Raw genomic sequence first — 18,594 nt, 5'->3', positions numbered from 1 at the left:
GGAAAACAATGGCTCGCTCCGATGTCCTGGTCTCCGTTGACTGGGCCGAAGAGAACCTCAACGCCCCCGGCGTCGTGTTCGTCGAGGTCGACGAGGACACCTCCGCCTACGACGGTGGTCACATCGAGGGTGCCGTCCGGCTCGACTGGAAGAAGGACCTGCAGGATCAGGTTCGTCGCGACTTCGTGAACCAGGAGCAGTTCTCCGACCTGCTCTCGGCGCGCGGCATCTCGAACGACGACGAGGTCATCCTGTACGGCGGCAACAACAACTGGTTCGCCGCGTACGCCTACTGGTACTTCAAGCTGTACGGCCACAACAACGTCAAGCTGCTCGACGGCGGTCGCAAGAAGTGGGAACTCGACGGCCGTCCGCTGTCGACCGAGCCGGTGAACCGGCCCGCCACCCAGTACAAGGCGTCGGCGCCCGACCTGAACATCCGCGCCTTCCGTGACGAGGTCATCGCGGCCATCGGCACCAAGAACCTGGTCGACGTGCGTTCGCCCGACGAGTTCAGCGGCAAGATCCTGGCGCCCGCCCACCTCCCGCAGGAGCAGAGCCAGCGTCCCGGCCACATCCCCGGCGCCATCAACGTGCCGTGGAGCAAGGCCGCGAACGAGGACGGCACCTTCAAGTCCGACGCCGAGCTGACCGAGATCTACCAGGAAGCCGGCCTGGACGGCGAGAAGGAGACCATCGCGTACTGCCGGATCGGCGAGCGTTCCTCGCACACCTGGTTCGTGCTGCAGGAACTGCTGGGCCACCAGAACGTCAAGAACTACGACGGCAGCTGGACCGAGTACGGCTCGCTCGTCGGCGCTCCGATCGAGTTGGGAGAGTAATCCATATGTGTGCAGCACCTACCCAGGGCCAGGCAATCCCGGCCGGTGTCGACGTCGAGAAGGAGACGGTCATCACCGGCCGTGTCCTGAGCACCGACGGCCAGCCGGTGGGCGGGGCGTTCGTGCGCCTGCTCGACGGCAACGGTGATTTCACCGCCGAGGTCGTCGCGTCGGGCACCGGTGACTTCCGGTTCTTCGCGGCTCCCGGCTCGTGGACCGTCCGCGCGCTGTCCTCGGCGGGCAACGGCTCCGCCGAGGTGCGCCCCGAAGGCGCGGGCATCCACGCGGTGGACGTCGCGGTCGCCAAGTAAGACCTCGCAGTCGTCGAACGGCCCCGGTCGCTTTCCGCTCCGCGGAAGCACCGGGGCCGTTTGCGCGCCGCGAAAGCGGGGTCGTTAGACTCGAAACGTGGTCCTCTTCTTCGAGATTCTGCTGGTGGCCGTGGCCGTCCTGATCGGCTGGTTCGGCCTCTACGTCTTCTACCGGCTGTTCACCGAATCATGAGCGAACTCGCGAGCGAAGGTTCCAATCCGGCCGAGCGAGCGAGTGAACAACTGAACGGCAACGCTCCGGCTGATTCCGCCGGTCGCCGCAGCGGCGACCAGGCCGTAGCCGAGGCTGCCGAACGGGCGAAATCGACCGGTGCCCGCAACATCCCGGTCCTACCGGATCTTCCGCTGCCCGAGGACACGGCCAACTTGCGCCTCGGCCCGGACCTCAGCGCCTCGATGCTCGCGCTGCTCCCGCTGGTGGGCGTGTGGCGCGGCGAGGGGGAGGGCAACGATCCCGAGCGCGGGGACTACCACTTCGGCCAGCAGATCGTCGTCTCACACGACGGCGGCGACTATCTCGCCTGGGAATCCCGGTCCTGGGTCATCGAGGCCGACGGCGCCTACGGCGGCCCCGACTTGCGCGAGAGCGGCTTCTGGCGGGTCGGCATCGACGGCAACGACGAGGTCATCGAACTGCTGCTGTCACACAGCGGCGGCATTGTGGAGCTGTTCTACGGGCAAGCGCTGTCCCAGTCGTCCTGGGAGCTGGCCACCGACGTGGTGATCCGCAGCCAGTCCGGCATCGTCGTGGGCGGCGCCAAGCGCCTCTACGGCATCGTCGAGGGCGGCGACCTGGCCTACGTCGAAGAACGCGTGGTAGCCGACGGCCCCCTCCAACCCCGCCTCTCGGCCCGCCTCCAGCGCTACATCGGCTGAGATTTTCTCCTCGCCAGCACGGAACCCCGCCGCGCTCGACGCTGCCCAAACGCAATCGCAGGCTAGCCGCAGCGGAACGCAGTACGTGGTCTGCTGCAACGCCTGACCGACTCCACCCCAACGCAACACCCGATCTCGCGAGCACATGGGTAACTCACCGGGAACGCCCAAAACCCACCCAAATCCCCGACGCAGGCCCTGTGACCAACCCACACCCCACCCCACTGGTACGGCCTGAATACCCGGAGAGGCGGAACAGAACAGCCCCCGAGCCATACCGGTGCGATTGTGGTCGCACGGGTCCGGTCGGACGGACCGGGGCTCGGGGGCCGGGTGACTGCCTGGAATTCGCTAGCGCTCGCGCGGGCGAAATCCACCTGCAGCGGTGGCGCTAGCGGACAGCCACCTCACGTGTCCTATGAATAATCATTCTTCGAACCACCTCCTTCCTGTGTACGAACGAATCTAGCGATGCCTCAGTAGCTCGGCAACGGATTTTCTCGGTGGGCTGAATCGGCGCTGCCGCATGGCGTTCCGTGCCCCGCGAAGTCCGTCGTGACCTGCCCTGATGCGGATACTCGCAGCACCGCGTCGGCCCGATGGTCTTCCGGGAGCTGATGCGTGACGACGACCACGATCCGATCCGGTTCCACGAGACCGCTGTCGGCGTCCAACAGGTCGCGCAGCAGCTTCGCCCCGGCTTCGGCTTCCAAGTGCTCGGTCGGTTCGTCGAGCAGCAATACCCGCGCCGGTGACACCAGGGCGCGCGCGAGCAGGATCCGGCGACGCTGGCCACCCGACACGGCTGCCGCTCCCCCGACGAGATCGGTGTGCACACCCTGCGGAAGCCCGTCCAACCAGTTCCCGAGACCGACCGTTCGCAAAGCTTCTTCGGCTTCTTCCGCGGTCAGATCACCGCGGGCGACCCGCAGATTCTCCAGCACGGAGGTGCCGAACAGGTGCGCGTCTTCGGCGAAGAAGGTGACGCCGGGGCGCGGCGTGTCGAACAACCCGGCCCACTTCATGAGCAGAGTCGTCTTGCCCGCGCCGCTTGGGCCGACCACCGCGATCCGCCGTCCGCAGGGCCGTTCCGGCACATGGGCGTCGATGGGAGGAGTCCGAGCGACGTTCGCCGCGTCTTCGGCATGTGAGGGGCGGGTGGTCTGCCGCGCCGACGGGCCGACCGACGCGCTCGGGGGCGAATCGGGGTCGAGTCCATCCAGGCGATGCAGGGCCGCGCGGGCCGTGGTCAGCGTCTGCGCCGCCGTGGGCAGCGGGCCGACCGCTTCGAAGGCCGACAAGGGCAAGAGGACCAGGACGACGAGCGCCATGGGCGTCATCGCGCCTGGCGAGCCGCCGTCCGGGCCGTAGAGGGTGATGCCGATCAGCAGCGCGCCGAGGACAGCCGCGCCGATGGACAGGGGCGTGGCCGCGGCCGACCAGGCGCTGCGCGCGGCCGCCCGGTCTTCCGCGGCGACCGCACGGCGCGACGCCTGCCCGGCCGCGGCGAGGGCGGCATCCAGGCGACCGGCTACGCGTAGTTCCGCGGCGTGGTCGAGCACGGTGAGGGCCGCAGCGGTGAACTCCGCCCGGTCGGCCCGCACGGCGCGTTCCGCCTCGGACGCCGCCTTGGCCGACAACCACGGTGCGACGATGCCCGAGAGGACCAGCGCACCCGCCAGGATCGCGGCGGCGGCGGGCGAGATCGTGGCCAGCAGAGCGACGGCGGCGAGTGAGAGCACGAGGGCGACCGCGACCGGCACGAACGCGCGCACCACCACGGCACCCAAGTCGTCGATGTCGCTGCCGATCCGGACCAGGAGATCTCCGCGGCGCAGCGGCTTGCCCGACCGATCGCCGCCACTCGGCGACACCTCGGGTCGGCGCAGCCAGAAATCCGAACGAGCCAGCGTCCGGTAGACCGTGGTTCGCGCTGTTGTCATAGCGCGCAGTGCGACGTCGTGCGTGGCGAGACGTTCCAGGTACCGGCACAAGCCACGGGAGATGCCGAGCGCGCGCACCGCCACCACGGCGATGCTCAGATCGAGCACCGGCGGCATCTGCCAGGCGCGCGCGATCAGCCAGGCCGCCAACGCGGCGAGCCCGAGCCCGCTGCCGAGCGCCAGCACGCCCCATCCGATCGCCACCGCGACCCGCCAACGGGACAATTCGAGCAGCGCCCACATTCGGCGCAGATCACCGGGCACCGTGCAACCGGTGGCACGCGGAACGGCCCGCGTCGCGCGTCCGCCGGTGTTCATCCCGGCACCTCCTCTCGCGAGGTGCGCAGGTCCGCGCGCACCTGCACGACATGGTCGGCGGCGGCCAGCACGGTCGGGCGGTGGCCGACGACGACGACCGTCGCGCCCATACGGGCCCTGGTTTGGAGTGCGGCCAGCACGGTGGCTTCGGCGGCGGCGTCGAGGTGCGCGGTCGGCTCGTCCAGCAGCAGGATCGGGCGATCGGTGGCCAGCACCCTGGTCAGCGCGAGGCGTTGGCGTTGACCGAGCGACAGGCCGACGCCGCCGGGGCCGACCACCGTGTTCCAGCGCTCGGGTAGGTCATCGAGCACGGCATCGAAACCGGTTGCCAGACAAGCGACTTCGAGATCATCGGGGACGCGTGCCGGGCCGTGTGCGGCGTGGTCCACCGTGCGCGCGCCGAGCAATTCGAGGTTGTCGCGCAATGTGCCGGGCACCAGCACCGGCCGCTGCGGCAGCCAAGCCACACGCGCCCACCATTGGTCCTGGTCCAGTTCGCGGACGTCCACCCCGTCGACGGTCACGGCACCTCGGTCGGGTGTGATCAGGCCCAGAATCGCCTGTATCGCGGTAGATTTACCGCTTCCGTTGGGACCGGCGAGCACCGTGAGGGCACCGGGCCGCAAGATCGCCGACAGGCCCGCGGGAGCGAACCCGTCCCGCGCCTGGACCGACAGGTCGCGGAGTTCGACCGTGCCGGGGCACTCGGAGCTGCTGCGGCGAGCCGTCACCACGGCTTCCTCCGGCAAGGCACAGCGGTCGCATGCACCGGCGCGCGCCGACTCGTCCCGCACCGCACCGATGAGCGCCACCCCCTGCACGCCCCGGCTGGGCAGCGACTCGACCGGCTCGTGGTCAGGCGCCGTCGCCGTGCCGGAGTCCTGGGGACTGCTGCGGCGAGCCGTCACCACGGCCTTCTCCGGCTCGGTGCGTCGACAGTCGCATGTACCCGCGTGGGCCGACTCGTCCGGTGCGCCCACACCGGCGTGCGCCGCCGCTCGCCGCGCGCCGCGGCCGGGTAGCCGCTCGGTCGGCTCGGCGGGCGTGGACTCGAGGATCGCGAACGCTCGGTCCGCGGCCGCCATACCGTCCTGGGCGGCGTGGAAACGTTCGCCCACCATGCGCAGCGGCAGATACACCTCCGGGGCGAGCACCAGCACCACCAAGCCCGCGTAAAGACTCATCTCACCGAAGACCAATCGCAGCCCGATGGAGACCGCGATCAGTGCCACGCTCAGCGTGGCGAGCAACTCCAGCACCATGGAAGACAGAAAGGCGATGCGGAGCGCGCCCATGGTGCGCCGGCGCAGCGCGTCGCCGAGATCGCGAACACGGTGCCGCATGGTGTGCGCGTGTCCGGTCGAACCGCCCGTCCCGGTGTCGTTCCGCTGGCCCCGCGCAGTGGGCTCGGGTTCCGCGTCGCCGGTCTCCCGGCCGAGCGCACGCAATGTCGGCATGCCCGCGAACAGATCGAGCATTTGGTCCGACAGCCGGGTGGTGGCCGCGAGCGTGGCTTCCGCCCGGCCCTGGGTCAGCAGCCCGATGAGGATCATGAAGATCGGGATGAGCGGCAAGGTGATCACCACGATCACACCGGAAGTCGCATCGTGGGCCGCGATGACCGCGAGCACGATCGGCGGAACCAGCACCGCCAGCAGCAGAGCGGGCAGGTAGCCGACGAGATATCCGCGCAGCCCGGACAGGCCCGAGCCGACGACCACGGCCAATTCGGTTCGACGCGCGTCGAGTTCGCGAGGCGACAGCCGTGCGCCCGCACCGAGCACCGCGCCTTCCAGCTCCGCCACCACGCTCGCGCCCGCTCGGTGCGCCAGCCGGGACTGCGCCCACGTGGCGAGCACCCGGGCCGCGATCGCGACCGCGAGCACGACGAGTTCGACCGTCCATGCGCCGAGCGTGCGCGCACTCGGATCGGTGACCACCCCGGCGAGCACCCGCCCGATCGTCACCGCCGCGACCACGATCGCGCCGGTGACGACCAGCGACAGCGCGACGCTCAGCGCGAGGTAGCTGCGCGCCGAGCGGGCATAACGCCACAGGCGCGGATCGATCGGCGGGCGGGCCATGGCGTCAATCCTGCGCGACCCGCAGGGGCAGGCCGACCGGGGGCGGGATCTGCTCGACGGTGATGCGCTTGCGGAACACCCAGTACGTCCAGCCCTGGTACACCAGCACGACCGGCGTGACCAGCGCGGCGGCCCAGCTCATCACCTTCAGCGTGTACGGCGTGGAGGACGCGTTGTAAACCGTCAGGTCGAACGCCGCATCGATCGTCGAGGGAAGCACCGCGGGGAACAGCGAACCGAACAGCAGCGCGGTCGCCGCCGCGACGGTCACCGTGGTGCCGGTGAACGCCCACCCGTCGCGCTGCGCGAGATCGGCCGCCGCCGCCACGACCAGACCGAGCACGGCCAGCCCCAATGGGATCCAGGTCCAGCCGTTCCCGTAGGCCAGCTGCGTCCACAATCCGAATCCGCCGACGACGACCACGGTCGGGACCAGCAGCAGCCGAGCGGTGCGTCGTGCGTCGTCGCGGACCTCGCCCGCGGTCTTGAGCACCAGGAACATCGCTCCGTGCAGCGCGAACAGCAGTCCGGTCGCCAGCCCGCCGAGCAGGGCGTAGGGCCCGAACAAGTCGGCGACCGAGCCCGCGAACTGCTTCTTCTCGTTCAGCGGGACACCGTGCACCACATTGGCGAACACCCAGCCCCATGCCAGCGCCGGAACCCAGGAGCCGATGCCGATGCCGATGTCGCAGCGGGCCCGCCAGCGCGGATCATCGATCTTGCCGCGGTACTCGATGGCGCAGATCCGCAGGATCAGCGCGACGAGCACCAGCAGCAACGCCAGGTAGAAGCCGGAGAACAGGCTTGCGTACCACTCCGGGAACGCCGCGAACATCGCGGCGCCCGCGGTGATCAACCAGACTTCGTTGGCGTCCCACACCGGCCCGATCGTGTTGAGCACCGCGCGCCTGCGCCGGTCGGACCCCTTGCCGAGGATCGGCATGAGCATGCCGACGCCGAAATCGAAGCCCTCCAGCACGAAGTAGCCGGTGAACAGCACACCGATCAGGACGAACCAGAACTCTTGCAGACTCATCGCCGGCTCCTAGTAGGCGAACGAAAGTTGTTCGACGGCGGGCTCTTCGAGGCGGCGGTCGCCCGAAGTCGTATCCGTGTCGTGCGGCTCGGCGGCGGGCGCCGCCGGATCCGGTCCGTGGATCACGTACCGGCGCATCAGGAAGAACCACACGAACGCGAGCGCGCCGTACAGCAGCGTGAAGGTGATCAGCGAGAACAGCACGACGCCCGGCGCGTGATCGGAGACGCCCTGCTGAACGGTGAGGCGCAGATTCGGGTCGCCGGTTGGGTTGGGCGCGACCACCCAGGGCTGCCGCCCCATCTCGGTGAACACCCACCCGGCGCTGTTGGCCAAAAACGGGGTGGGGATGGCCAGCAGGCTCAGCCAGGCGAACCAGCGCTGGTCCGGCACTCGTCCGCGGCGGGTCAGCCAGAGCCCGGCCAGCGCGAGCAGCACCGAACCCGCCGACAGCCCGATCATGGCACGGAACGACCAGTAGGTGACGAACAGGTTGGGCCGGTAGTCACCGACACCGAACTTCTCGTTGTAGGTCTTCTGCAGGTCGACGACGCCGTCCAGCGTCACACCGGTGAACTCCCCCTTCGCCAGCCAGGGCAGCACATAGGGCACTTCGAGCACGTGCGTCACGCTGTCGCAGTTGTTGTGCGTGCCGACGGTCAGCACGGAGAAGTCGGGGTCGAGGGCGGTGTGGCACAGCGATTCCGCCGACGCCATCTTCATCGGCTGCTGCTCGAACATCAGCTTGCCCTGCACGTCGCCGGTGTAGACCAGAGCGGCCATCGCCGCGATCACCACGACGATGCCCGCACGCGCGGCGGGCCGCCACATCTCGCGCGCGTCAGCCGATTTCGCCTCGTCGCCACTGCGCGCGTTGCGCACCATCCACCAGCCGGCGATGCCGACGACGAAGGTGCCCGCCGTGAGGAAGGATCCGGCCACCACGTGCGGGAAAGCCGCCAGCAAGGTGTTGTTGGTGAGCACCTTCACGATGCTCTCCAGCTCCGCGCGACCGGTTTCCGGGTTATAGCGGGCGCCGACCGGATGCTGCATGAACGAGTTGGCCGCGACGATGAAGTACGCCGAGGCGTTCACGCCGATCGCGACCATCCAAATCGCACCGAGGTGCAACAGTTTCGGCAACCGGGTCCAGCCGAAGATCCACAGTCCGAGGAAGGTCGACTCCATGAAGAAGGCGATCAGCCCTTCCAGCGCGAGCGGGGCGCCGAACACGTCACCGACGAAGCGGGAGTACTCGCTCCAGTTCATGCCGAACTGGAACTCCTGCACGATGCCGGTCGCGACGCCGAGCGCGAAGTTGATCAGGAACAGCTTGCCGAAGAACTTCGTCAGCCGCAGCCAGTGCTGCTTGCCGGTGACGACCCATGCCGTCTGCATGGCAGCGACCAGCGGCGCGAGACCGATGGTCAGCGGCACCAGCAGGAAGTGGTAAACGGTTGTGATGCCGAACTGCCATCGGGAGATGTCCAAGGCGTTCAAGCCGACCTCCTGCGTGTCTACGACATGTCGTAGTAAAGCCTACGCCGGAGCAGACCTCGAAAAATGAGTCCTAGGCCACGCCACCAGGGCTGATACTGCCTGTTCGGCCTGTTTTCCGTGCTCATCACCGCCCCGTGCCCGCCCGAGTAGGACGGAGATCACGGAGCGGCGCACACTCACCAGTCGCCGATGGCTCCCGCCCGCTCGATACCGCGATCGACCAGCCCGATGATCTCTTCGGCGTTGTCCGGCGCGGACATCCGCAGCCCGTCCAGCGAATTCACCCGCGCCGCAAGCGAAATGCTCGACAGCATCCAGATGCTGTCGCAGGTGAGCAGGTCGGCGGTGAACAGCGAGTCGTAGCGGCATTGCCAGCCGGCCTTCTCGGCTTCGGCGAACAGCGCGCGCTGGGTGACGCCGGGCAGCACCCCGTTCTTCGCGGGCGGCGTGATCAGCTGCTTGTCGCGGGCGATCACCACGGTGGATCGCGGCCCCTCCAGCACCCGGTTCTCCGTGCTGGTGAAGATCACGTCCTCCGCGCCCATCCGCGCGGCGAACCGCAGGGCGGCCATATTGGTGGCATAGGACAGCGTCTTGGCGCCGAGCAGTTGCCATGGCGCCGCTTGCGCGAGGTCGACCGAGATGCCCCGCGACAGGCTCACCACGGCGACGCCCTCGGTGCGGGCCTTCTCGACGCGCTCGGGCACCGGCACCACGAGCACGAAAGCGGTCGGCACGGGCACGGCGGCGGCGAGGTCACCGGTCTTGACCTTGTCGGGCGTTGCGGCCAGCTCGGAGTCGCGCCCGCGGGTGAGCACCAGCCGCATCACGCCTTCGCGCTCGCTGCCCCACTCCTTGGCGGCGGTCTCCACCGCCTCGCGCCATTTGCCCAGTTCCGGCTCGGGCAGATCGAGCGCCTGGGCGGAGCGGCGCAATCTGCCTAGATGAAATTCGATCGCACACGCGACGCCCGCGCGCACGAGCACCGTTTCGAAGACACCATCGCCACGCAATACGCCAATATCGTCCGCAAACAACAACGGCGCATCCGCATCCCGGACCGCGCCATCGAGAGTTACCAGAACTCGATCCACCATGCGACGAGCGTAGGCGGTGTGAGCGGACAATGCCTATGTCACGGCCGCTTTTGCCAGACCTTTTGTGCAGCCGCCCCACGAGGCCCGCTGTAATGCTCGGACAATGCCGATCGGCTATGCCGTTCTCCGGCGCCCTGGCCCGGTTCGCGCACCGCCGGGCGGGCCCGCCTAGAGTGGGAGAGGTGTCCGTGGTCGTTGCGCCCAGCCCCATCCTCAGTGTGTCGGGAGCCGTCGCGGGAGCGGCGGGTTCGCCCGACGCCGCCGTCGCGTGGCATTACGGCGATCCGTTCGGCGAGCAGCGCGCCGCGACGCAGCGCGCCGCGATCGTCGACCGGTCACACCGATTCGTACTGCGCATCACCGGCGCGGAGCGGCTCTCCTGGTTGCACACCATCTCCAGTCAGCATGTCGCCGCCCTCGGCGACGGGCAGTCCGCCGAGAACCTCGACCTGGATTTGAACGGCCGGGTCCAGCATCACTTCGTGCTCACCGAACTGGACGGCGCCGTCTGGATCGATACCGAAGCCGAGCGCGGACCCGACCTGCTCGCGTTCCTGCAGAAGATGGTCTTCTGGGCCGATGCCAAACCCGAAGCCGCCGACCACGCGGTACTCAGCCTGCTCGGCCCCGGAGTGGCAGACCTGGCCGAAACACTCGGCATCACCGCCCTTCCCGGCGTGTACGAGGCGACGCCGCTGCCCGGCGGCGGATTCCTGCGCCGGATGCCGTGGCCGACGGCCGACTCCTTCGACTTGGTCGTCCCGCGCGATCAGCTGACCGGCCTGTGGGGCCGGCTCACCGCGGCAGGCGCCGTTCCCGCCGGAATGTGGGCGTTCGAGGCATTGCGCGTCGCGGCCGTCCGGCCGCGGATCGGACTGGACACCGACGATCGGACCATCCCGCACGAGGCCCGCTGGATCGGCGGCGTCGCCGAACACGGAGCCGTCCACCTGGACAAGGGCTGCTACCGCGGCCAAGAGACGGTGGCCAGGGTGCACAACCTCGGCAAGCCGCCGCGGCACCTGTTGCTGCTGCACCTGGACGGCTCGGCGGACGAGCGCCCGGTCATCGGCGACGACGTCACCGCCGGCGGCCGCGCGGTCGGCAGGCTCGGCACGGTCGTCGACCACTTCGAACTCGGCCCGATCGCCCTGGCGCTGGTCAAGCGCGCGGTTCCGGCCGACACCGCGCTGGTCGCCGGCCCGGTCGCGGCGTCCATCGATCCCGATTCGATGCCCTCCGACGACGAACCGCAAGCGGGCCGGCTCGCGGTCGACCGGCTGCGTGGGCGCTGACCTGTTGACCGGCCACCGGCGAACGGGACGTTTTCCTCAGCCGACATCCGCACTCTTGCTCAGCGCCGAGCTCCCCATTCGCGACGAGAGGAGCGCCTTTCATGCGCGTCGGTGATTCCGGAGAGGTGCTCGCGGCGTGCGTCGTGCACGCCGATATCGAGGTACCGGGAAGAGTCGGTCGCAGCGCCATCGACAAGCGCCCGGCGGCGGGACGAGTCGCGGTACGCGCCCTCGGCTTGGACGGCGATCACGTCTGCAACACCAAGCATCACGGCGGCGTGCACCAGGCCGTCTACGCCTACGCCGACGAGGACGCCCGCCGCTGGGGCACGGAGCTCGGCCGGGAACTGCCCGCGGGCTGGTTCGGCGAAAACCTGCGCGTGCGTGGCCTTCCGGTCAGCGACTCGGTGATCGGCGCGCGCTGGGCGGTCGGTGACACCGTGCTGGAGGTGAGCGCTCCGCGCGTGCCGTGCGCCACGTTCCAGCACTGGAGCGGCGAGCAGCAGTGGGTCAAACGGTTCACCCTGCGCAGCGATACCGGCGCCTATCTGCGGGTGCTCACCGAGGGCACGATCGCGGCGGGCGACCGGATCTCGGTGGTGCACGTCCCCGAGCACGGCATCACGGTCCGCGATCTGTTCACCGGCGCCGATCCGGATCTGCTGGCGATCCTGCTCGCCGACGAGCCGACCATCTCCGACGACGTGCGCATGCAAGTGGAACGGCACGCGCGCAGGCATGGCAACGCCGTGCGCGCCACCGCGCACCGGCACGCGACGACGAGCACCGACGACATCGGCACGGGAGCGAAATCGTGAGTGTGGAACTGGTCGAAGTGGTCCGCTCGGGCTTCCGTGAATGCGTGCACCGCGGCTCGGTGGTGGTGCTCGACGCCGCGGGCGAGCCCACCCTCGAGCTCGGCGAAGTGCACCTGCCGATCTTCCCGCGCTCGACGAACAAGCCGATGCAGGCGATCACCCTGTTGCGCAATGGTTTCCAGCCGGTCGATGACGCCGAACTGGCGATTGCCACCGCCTCGCACTACGGCGAACCCGACCATGTCGCGCTGGTGCGCAGGCTGCTGGACCGGTTCGGCCTGCCCGAATCCGCCCTGGCCTGCCCGGCCGATCTGCCGTACGACGAGGGCGCCCGCACCGCGTTGCTGTCCGGCGGAGGACAACCCCGCCCCATCTACATGAACTGCTCGGGCAAACACGCGGCGATGCTCGCGACCTGCGCGATCAACGGCTGGCCGACCGAGGGCTACCAGGACCGGGCGCATCCGCTGCAGCGCGCGGTGATCGCGACCGTGGCCGACCTGACCGGCGAGCCGGAAGCCGATCTGGGCATCGACGGCTGCGGGTTGCCGATCATCCCGGTCTCACTCGTCAACCTCGCGCGGGTGTTCTCGACCATCGCGACGGCCGAGCCGGGGAGCCCGGAACGCCGGGTCGCCGACGCGGTGCGCGCGCATCCGCGAGTGATTTCCGGCACGAACGCGCCCGATCTGATGACCATGCTGGCCACTCCCGGGCTGGTGTGCAAGATCGGCGCGGATGGTGTGCACGCGGGCGCGCTGCCGGACGGATCGGCTTTCGCGTACAAGATCGAAGACGGCCACGATCGCGCGCGAATGCCGCTGACGCTGGCGATTCTGCATCGAATGGGAATCGAGTGGACCGATGCGCACGCGGAGCTGGCGGCCCCCGCGGTGCTGGGCGGGGGTATCCGAGTCGGTGTGATTCGTGCTATACCCGGGGTCGTCTAGGTATTCCACGGCAGGGCGACAAGCGGGCAAACGGCACTGGTTCCGGAGTTCTTCACCCACTCCTGGAAGCGAGACCGCCGGACACACGCTAAAGTGTCTGTCAGGAAGAGTATTAATTCGAACGGGGCCGCCACCAAACCCCAGGCCGCCCCGCTGTGACGCGAGGGGGTCAGCCATGGGCCGTGGCCGGGCTAAGGCAAAGCAGACCAAGGTCGCACGCGAGCTGAAGTACAGCTCGCCCACGACCGACTTCGCGAGCCTTCAGCGCGAGCTTTCGGGAAGCCCCAACTCCCAGCGGAGTGGTGGTGTGCTGTCCGATGAGCACGACGCGGACGACTCCTTGTCCCGCTGGGACGAGGACGACGACTACGACGACTGGCGCCGCTGACTCGGATTTACGTCTGAAGGGGGAGGCCGACGGGCCTCCCCCTTCGATCGTTGTCGCGGGTTGACGTCTCTGGCGCCGAAAAGGCTTGCAACACACCGGAGTCCCGCATCGTACATAGATGCGGGACTCTCACGTGTCTTCACCGCGAATCAGAACCGCGGATGCTCACCCACCAGCACGGCGCGCGCGGCGTCGGCGTCCTTGGCCTTCTTGACCGTGCCCAGCGTCCAGCACTCGATATGCCGTGCGGTCAGCACCGCCAGCGCCCGGTCCACATCCTCGGGAGCGACGACGGCGACCATGCCGACGCCCATGTTGAACGTCTTCTCCATCTCGGGCCGCTCGACCCGGCCGCGCTGGGCGATCATCTTGAACACCGGCGCCGGGTTCCAGGTGCCTCGATCCAGCTCGGCCACAATGCCCGCGGGCAGCACCCGGGCGAGATTGGCCGCCAAGCCACCGCCGGTGACGTGGGCGAACGTGCGCACATCGGTTTCGGCGATCAGCGCGAGGCAGTCCTTGGCGTAGATCCTGGTCGGCTCGAGCAGTTCCTCGCCCAGGGTGCGGCCGAACTCCTCGACGTGGCCGGTGAGCGACATGCGATCGATCTCGAGCAGCACCTTGCGGGCCAAGCTGTAGCCGTTGGAGTGCAGTCCCGAGGACCCCATGGCGATCACCACGTCGCCGGGACGGACCCGGTCGGGTCCGAGCACCGCGTCGGCTTCGACCACGCCGATGCCGGTGGCGGACAGGTCGTAGTCGTCCGGATCCATCAGCCCGGGATGCTCGGCGGTCTCGCCGCCGAGCAGCGCGCACCCGGCGCGCACACAGCCCTCGGCGATGCCGGAGACGAGTTCGGCGACCTTCTCCGGGACGACCTTGCCGATGGCGATGTAGTCCTGGAGGAACAGCGGCTCCGCGCCGCAGACCACGAGATCGTCCACAACCATGGCCACCAGGTCGAGGCCGACGGTGTCGTGTTTGTCCATCGCCTGCGCCACCGCGATCTTGGTGCCGACGCCGTCGGTGGAGGCCGCCAGCAACGGTTCCCGGTAACCGCCCTTCAGCGCGAACAGCCCGGCGAAGCCGCCGAGGCCGCCTTGGACCTCGGGCCGGGTCGCCTTCTTCGCCAATGGCCCGAACAACTCGACTGCGCGATCACCTGCCTCGATGTCCACGCCTGCCGCGGCGTACGAAGCACCACCACTGGGGGTCTGTTCAGTCATTTTCGGGGAAAGCTCCAAACCGAATCGGCGGATAGATGCCTGCTCACGCTACCGGAGCCGGATAACGACCCCGCACCGGTGTTGGCTCGCCCTCTTGACAATAGGGCAGAGCCAACCGTAAAGCGGACGATCAGTCCGTCTCGTCGCCATCGAACCCCGCGGCCCGCACCCGGCGGTGGCGTTGCCGCACCGGATCCGGTATCGGCACCGCGGCGACCAAGCGGCGGGTGTACTCCTCCCGTGGGGCGCGCAGGATGCGATTCCGATCGCCCGCTTCCACCACCGCACCGTCGCGCAGCACCACGATCCGGTCGGCGAGCTGGTCGACCACGGCCAAGTCGTGGCTGATGAACAGGCAGGCCCAGCCGCACTCGCGCTGTAGCTGACCGAACAGCTCCAGCACCGCGGCCTGCACCGAGACGTCCAGCGCGCTGGTCGGCTCGTCGGCGACCAGCAGGTCCGGGTCGAGCACCAGCGCGCGGGCGAGGCTGGCACGCTGACGCTGCCCGCCGGACAACTCGTGCGGGTACCGGCGTTCGACGCCCGCGGGCAACCGCACGTCGTCGAGTAGCAGGCGCACCCTGGCGCGAATCTCCGCCGAGTTGCCCGCCTTGTGCACGAGCAGCGGTTCGGACACGCACTCGCCCACGGTGAGCCGGGGATTCAGCGAACTGGCCGGGTCCTGGAAGACGAATCCGAAGCGCCGCCGAATCGGTCGCAGCTCGCGCTGTGACAACCCCACGATGTCCTGCCCGCGCACTCGCACCGTTCCGGAGGTGGGCCGTTGCAGCGCCGCGACGCAGCGGCCGATGGTCGACTTGCCCGAGCCGGACTCACCGACCAGGCCGAGCGTCTCGCCGGGACCGATGCGCAGACTCACGCCGTCGACAGCGCGGAAACGCGGCCTGCCGAACGGGCCGGGAAATTCGACCACCAGATCACGGACCTCGAGTACCGGATCGCCCTCGGTCTCGGCACTGTCGGGCGGGCCGTGCTCGATCTGCTCGGTACCCAGGTGCGGGACCGCGGCAAGCAGGGCGCGGGTGTAGTCCGCCGTGGGACGCGCGAACAGTTCGTCCACCGGCGCCTGCTCGACCACCGCTCCGTCGCGCATCACCACCACGCGGTCGGCGATGTCGGCGACCACGCCCATGTTGTGGGTGATCAGCACGATCGCGCTGCCGATCCGGTCGCGCAGGTCCCGCAGCAGGGCGAGGATCTCGGCCTGCACCGTGACGTCCAGCGCCGTGGTCGGCTCGTCGGCGATGATCACCTTCGGCTCGCAGGCGATGGCGATGGCGATCACCACGCGTTGTTTCTGCCCGCCGGAGAGCTGATGCGGGTAGTAGTCCACCCGGTGCTCCGGATCGGGCAACCCGACCAGGCGCAGGAGTTCCACCGCCCGCGCCTTGGCCGCCTTCTTGGTCAGGTCGGTGTGGGCGCGCAGCGCCTCGCCGATCTGGAAGCCGACGGTGAACAGCGGGTCCAGGGCCAGGCCTGGTTCCTGGAACACCATCGAGATCGCGCCGCCGCGCAATGCGGTGAGCTGCCTCTCGTTCATCGTGGTGACCTGCTCGGTCCCCAGGGTGACCAGGCCGCGCACCGTGGCCGTCTCCGGCAGCAAGCCCATCGCGGTGCGTGAGCTCACGGACTTGCCCGAACCGGACTCCCCGACGATGGCCAGCACTTCGCCGGGGTAGACCTCGTAGGAGACGTCGGTGACCGCGTGCACCGGCCCCGCGTCGGTGGCGAAGGTGACCGACAACGATTCGATGGACAGGGCGGGGCGGCCCCGCTCCGTCGCGGAGGACTCAGGCATCGGTCGCGTCCTTTCCGCCGCCGTCCGGTCCGGCCACCGCCGCGGCGCGGCGGGTGCGCAGGACGGGGTTCAGCACTTCGTTGAGGCTTTCACCTACCAAGGTCATGCCGAGCACGACGAGCACGATGGCGACACCGGGAAAGATGCCCGTCCACCAGATGCCGTTGGACACGTCCGGCAGCGCTTTGTTCAGATCGAAACCCCATTCCGCGGCCTGGGTCGGTTCGATGCCGAAACCGAGGAAACCCAGGCCGGCCAGGGTGAGGATGGCTTCCGACCCGTTTAGCGTGATGATCACCGGCAGCGATTGAGTGACATTGGCCAGGATGTGCCGGAACAGGATTCGCGTGGTCGACGCGCCGGTTACCCGCGCCGCGTCGACGTACGGCTCCTGCTTCACGGCCACGGTCGCGTTGCGTACCACCCGGAAGTACTGCGGGACGAAGACCGCCGTGATGGCCACCGCCGCGGACAGCACACCGCCCAGGCTGGTCGAGCGACCGCCCGCGACCACGATGGACACCACGATCGCCAGCAACAGTGTCGGGAACGCGTACATGGCGTCCATGAACAGCACGAGCAACCGGTCCGGCCACCGGCCGACGTAGCCGGACAGCAGTCCGAGCGGTACCCCGATCAGCAGCGAGAGCAGCAGGGAGATCGTGATCACCCACAAGGCTGTCCGCGCGCCATAGATCACCCGGGAGAACACGTCTTCCCCGCGCACCGAGGTGCCGAACCAATGCTCGGCCGACGGTGCTTGCTGGCGAACGAAATCGACGCCGTCGGCGGCACTCTGGGCGAATCCGTACGGTGCGATCAGCGGGGCGAAGAGCGCGGCGACCACGAAGACACCGACCAGAGCCAGTCCGAGGACCAGCGTCGCACGCTGCAAACCGGAGGTCATCGAGAACAACCGGAGGCCGGGTACACCCCGCCGCGCCGCGGGTGGCGTGACCAGGGTTTCGTTCAGCAGTTCCGGAGCCGTCATCAGAACCTCACCCTCGGATCGATCAGCGCCACCAGGACGTCGACCAGGAAGCTCATCACCGCCACGATGAGCGCGATGAACGCGACGATGCCCTGCACGGCGATGAAGTCGCGCGCCGAGAGGTATTGCGCGAATTGATAGCCGAGGCCTTTCCACTCGAACGTGGTCTCGGTGAGCACCGAGGCGCCGAGCATCATGGCGATCTGCATGCCCATCACCGTGACGATCGGGATCAGCGCGTTGCGGAAGGCATGCCGCCCGGTCACCACGCGGCGGGACAAGCCACGGGCCCGTGCCGCGTCCACGTAGTCGGCGCGGAGGGTCTGGATCAGGTTGATCCGCACCAGCCGCAAGAAGATGCCCGCGGTGAGCAAGCCGAGCGCGATGGCGGGCAGCACGGCGTGTTCCAGCACGTCGAGCAGGTATCCGGCGTCGCCGTAGAGGATCGCGTCGATCACCATGATGTTGGTCTTCGGCGAGACGTGTTGCAGCCGCAGTTCCACGTTGGTGCTCGCCCGGCCCGCCACCGGCAGCCAGCCGAGTCGCACCGCGAACACCAGCTTCAGCAGCAGGCCGACGAAGAACACCGGCGCGGCGTAGAACAAGATGGCCAGCAACCGCAACGTGGTGTCGGCGGCGGAATCCCGCCGGGTGGCAGCGTACCTACCCAGCGGGACGCCGATCGCGAACGCGACCACGAGTGCCCAGCACACCAGTTCCAGCGAGGCGGCGCCGTAGGTGACCACCACCTCGCTGATCTCCCGGTTGTCCTGGGAGCGACCGAGATTCCCGTGCAGAAGCCCGGACAGATAGTCCCAGTACTGGGTCAGGGTCGGCCGGTTCAGCCCGGCCGCCTCCTTGCGCGCCTCGATCTGTTGCTGGGTCATGCGTCCGCCCATCGCCGCGCTGATCGGGTCGCCGACCACGCGCATCAGGAAGAACACGACCGTGACCAGAATCCACGCGGTCACCGGAATCAGCAGCAGGCGGACGCCGAGATAGCGCAGCAACGCGCCGTGGCGAGAATCGTCGCCACCCTTGCCGGTTCGCCGCAGGGCGAAGGGCCGGGCCCGGACGGG

17 protein-coding genes are annotated in these 18,594 nt (G+C 68.8%); 8 read left to right on the top strand and 9 right to left on the bottom strand.

The genetic code is table 11. From position 1 onward, the window contains the following. Window positions 1–8: 8 nt before the first annotated feature. From ACFV2O_RS05675 to ACFV2O_RS05665, 3 genes are all read left to right on the top strand, one after another. Complete coding sequence (locus ACFV2O_RS05675) at window positions 9–842, top strand: sulfurtransferase (RefSeq protein ID WP_355076979.1); 834 nt, start codon at window positions 9–11, stop codon at window positions 840–842. Window positions 843–847: 5 nt separating this feature from the next. Continuing rightward, complete coding sequence (locus ACFV2O_RS05670) at window positions 848–1,153, top strand: DUF1416 domain-containing protein (protein ID WP_063023277.1); 306 nt, start codon at window positions 848–850, stop codon at window positions 1,151–1,153. Window positions 1,154–1,342: 189 nt separating this feature from the next. After that, window positions 1,343–2,050 carry an FABP family protein gene (locus ACFV2O_RS05665; RefSeq protein ID WP_355076977.1) on the top strand — a complete coding sequence of 236 codons (708 nt, stop codon included), beginning with the start codon at window positions 1,343–1,345 and terminating at the stop codon, window positions 2,048–2,050. 476 nt (window positions 2,051–2,526) lie between these two features. On the opposite strand, the gene cydC is transcribed toward ACFV2O_RS05665, so the two are convergent. The 5 genes from cydC to ACFV2O_RS05640 all read right to left on the bottom strand — a co-directional run bounded on the left by cydC (window position 2,527) and on the right by ACFV2O_RS05640 (window position 9,968). Continuing rightward, the gene (gene cydC / locus ACFV2O_RS05660; RefSeq protein ID WP_379250843.1) at window positions 2,527–4,236 is read right to left on the bottom strand and encodes a thiol reductant ABC exporter subunit CydC; all 1,710 of its coding nucleotides are present in this window, start codon (window positions 4,234–4,236) and stop codon (window positions 2,527–2,529) included. A 71-nt stretch (window positions 4,237–4,307) separates the two neighbouring features. Further along, on the bottom strand, window positions 4,308–6,395 hold the full coding sequence (locus ACFV2O_RS05655) for an ABC transporter ATP-binding protein/permease (protein WP_379250432.1): 2,088 nt from the start codon (window positions 6,393–6,395) through the stop codon (window positions 4,308–4,310). A 4-nt stretch (window positions 6,396–6,399) separates the two neighbouring features. Further along, window positions 6,400–7,431 carry a cytochrome d ubiquinol oxidase subunit II gene (gene cydB, locus ACFV2O_RS05650; RefSeq protein ID WP_379250430.1) on the bottom strand — a complete coding sequence of 344 codons (1,032 nt, stop codon included), beginning with the start codon at window positions 7,429–7,431 and terminating at the stop codon, window positions 6,400–6,402. A gap of 9 nt (window positions 7,432–7,440) precedes the next feature. Further along, on the bottom strand, window positions 7,441–8,931 hold the full coding sequence (locus tag ACFV2O_RS05645; RefSeq protein WP_379250428.1) for a cytochrome ubiquinol oxidase subunit I: 1,491 nt from the start codon (window positions 8,929–8,931) through the stop codon (window positions 7,441–7,443). A gap of 176 nt (window positions 8,932–9,107) precedes the next feature. Beyond that, a complete protein-coding gene (locus ACFV2O_RS05640; RefSeq protein ID WP_356963894.1) occupies window positions 9,108–9,968 on the bottom strand; it encodes an aminodeoxychorismate lyase in 861 nt (286 codons plus the stop codon). Here ACFV2O_RS05640 and ACFV2O_RS05635 point away from each other — a divergent pair. The 5 genes from ACFV2O_RS05635 to ACFV2O_RS05615 all read left to right on the top strand — a co-directional run bounded on the left by ACFV2O_RS05635 (window position 9,876) and on the right by ACFV2O_RS05615 (window position 13,479). Further along, entirely contained in the window at window positions 9,876–10,121 is a 246-nt protein-coding gene (locus ACFV2O_RS05635; RefSeq protein ID WP_355077071.1) for a hypothetical protein, read from the top strand. The genes ACFV2O_RS05640 and ACFV2O_RS05635 overlap by 93 nt on opposite strands. Before the next feature lie 89 nt (window positions 10,122–10,210). Beyond that, entirely contained in the window at window positions 10,211–11,323 is a 1,113-nt protein-coding gene (locus ACFV2O_RS05630) for a YgfZ/GcvT domain-containing protein (RefSeq protein WP_379250427.1), read from the top strand. A gap of 101 nt (window positions 11,324–11,424) precedes the next feature. Continuing rightward, window positions 11,425–12,141, top strand: coding sequence for an MOSC domain-containing protein (locus tag ACFV2O_RS05625; RefSeq protein WP_379250425.1), 717 nt, complete (start codon window positions 11,425–11,427; stop codon window positions 12,139–12,141). Continuing rightward, entirely contained in the window at window positions 12,138–13,091 is a 954-nt protein-coding gene (locus ACFV2O_RS05620; RefSeq protein ID WP_379250423.1) for an asparaginase, read from the top strand. The genes ACFV2O_RS05625 and ACFV2O_RS05620 overlap by 4 nt, the downstream gene beginning before the upstream one ends. A 175-nt stretch (window positions 13,092–13,266) precedes the next feature. Continuing rightward, window positions 13,267–13,479, top strand: a complete 213-nt coding sequence (locus tag ACFV2O_RS05615) for a DUF3073 domain-containing protein (RefSeq protein ID WP_039794982.1) — start codon at window positions 13,267–13,269, stop codon at window positions 13,477–13,479. 149 nt (window positions 13,480–13,628) lie between these two features. On the opposite strand, the gene purM is transcribed toward ACFV2O_RS05615, so the two are convergent. The 4 genes from purM to ACFV2O_RS05595 all read right to left on the bottom strand — a co-directional run bounded on the left by purM (window position 13,629) and on the right by ACFV2O_RS05595 (window position 18,525). Beyond that, window positions 13,629–14,705, bottom strand: a complete 1,077-nt coding sequence (purM, locus tag ACFV2O_RS05610; protein WP_355076965.1) for a phosphoribosylformylglycinamidine cyclo-ligase — start codon at window positions 14,703–14,705, stop codon at window positions 13,629–13,631. Window positions 14,706–14,835: 130 nt separating this feature from the next. Continuing rightward, complete coding sequence (locus tag ACFV2O_RS05605; RefSeq protein ID WP_379250421.1) at window positions 14,836–16,524, bottom strand: ABC transporter ATP-binding protein; 1,689 nt, start codon at window positions 16,522–16,524, stop codon at window positions 14,836–14,838. Continuing rightward, on the bottom strand, window positions 16,517–17,515 hold the full coding sequence (locus ACFV2O_RS05600) for an ABC transporter permease (RefSeq protein WP_379250419.1): 999 nt from the start codon (window positions 17,513–17,515) through the stop codon (window positions 16,517–16,519). Before ACFV2O_RS05600 ends, ACFV2O_RS05605 begins: the two co-directional genes overlap by 8 nt. Continuing rightward, complete coding sequence (locus ACFV2O_RS05595; protein WP_379250841.1) at window positions 17,515–18,525, bottom strand: ABC transporter permease; 1,011 nt, start codon at window positions 18,523–18,525, stop codon at window positions 17,515–17,517. Before ACFV2O_RS05595 ends, ACFV2O_RS05600 begins: the two co-directional genes overlap by 1 nt. Between the last annotated feature and the right edge of the window lie 69 nt (window positions 18,526–18,594).

This window comes from Nocardia sp. NPDC059691 (genome assembly GCF_042733915.1).
In the GTDB taxonomy this organism is placed as follows: domain Bacteria; phylum Actinomycetota; class Actinomycetes; order Mycobacteriales; family Mycobacteriaceae; genus Nocardia; species Nocardia sichangensis.
Note: the sequence above shows the minus strand (reverse complement) of the source record. Positions and strands in the feature narration are given on the sequence as shown.

Bases quoted from the DNA above. Each gene is read 5' to 3' on its own strand.
- ACFV2O_RS05655 (WP_379250432.1), bottom strand. From the start codon at position 6,395: ATGGCCCGCCCGCCGATCGATCCGCGCCTGTGGCGTTATGCCCGCTCG.
- cydB (WP_379250430.1), bottom strand. From the start codon at position 7,431: ATGAGTCTGCAAGAGTTCTGGTTCGTCCTGATCGGTGTGCTGTTCACC.
- ACFV2O_RS05665 (WP_355076977.1), top strand. From the start codon at position 1,343: ATGAGCGAACTCGCGAGCGAAGGTTCCAATCCGGCCGAGCGAGCGAGT.
- ACFV2O_RS05605 (WP_379250421.1), bottom strand. From the start codon at position 16,524: ATGCCTGAGTCCTCCGCGACGGAGCGGGGCCGCCCCGCCCTGTCCATC.
- ACFV2O_RS05670 (WP_063023277.1), top strand. From the start codon at position 848: ATGTGTGCAGCACCTACCCAGGGCCAGGCAATCCCGGCCGGTGTCGAC.
- ACFV2O_RS05625 (WP_379250425.1), top strand. From the start codon at position 11,425: ATGCGCGTCGGTGATTCCGGAGAGGTGCTCGCGGCGTGCGTCGTGCAC.
- ACFV2O_RS05635 (WP_355077071.1), top strand. From the start codon at position 9,876: ATGAAATTCGATCGCACACGCGACGCCCGCGCGCACGAGCACCGTTTC.
- cydC (WP_379250843.1), bottom strand. From the start codon at position 4,236: ATGTGGGCGCTGCTCGAATTGTCCCGTTGGCGGGTCGCGGTGGCGATC.
- ACFV2O_RS05600 (WP_379250419.1), bottom strand. From the start codon at position 17,515: ATGACGGCTCCGGAACTGCTGAACGAAACCCTGGTCACGCCACCCGCG.
- ACFV2O_RS05675 (WP_355076979.1), top strand. From the start codon at position 9: ATGGCTCGCTCCGATGTCCTGGTCTCCGTTGACTGGGCCGAAGAGAAC.
- ACFV2O_RS05615 (WP_039794982.1), top strand. From the start codon at position 13,267: ATGGGCCGTGGCCGGGCTAAGGCAAAGCAGACCAAGGTCGCACGCGAG.
- purM (WP_355076965.1), bottom strand. From the start codon at position 14,705: ATGACTGAACAGACCCCCAGTGGTGGTGCTTCGTACGCCGCGGCAGGC.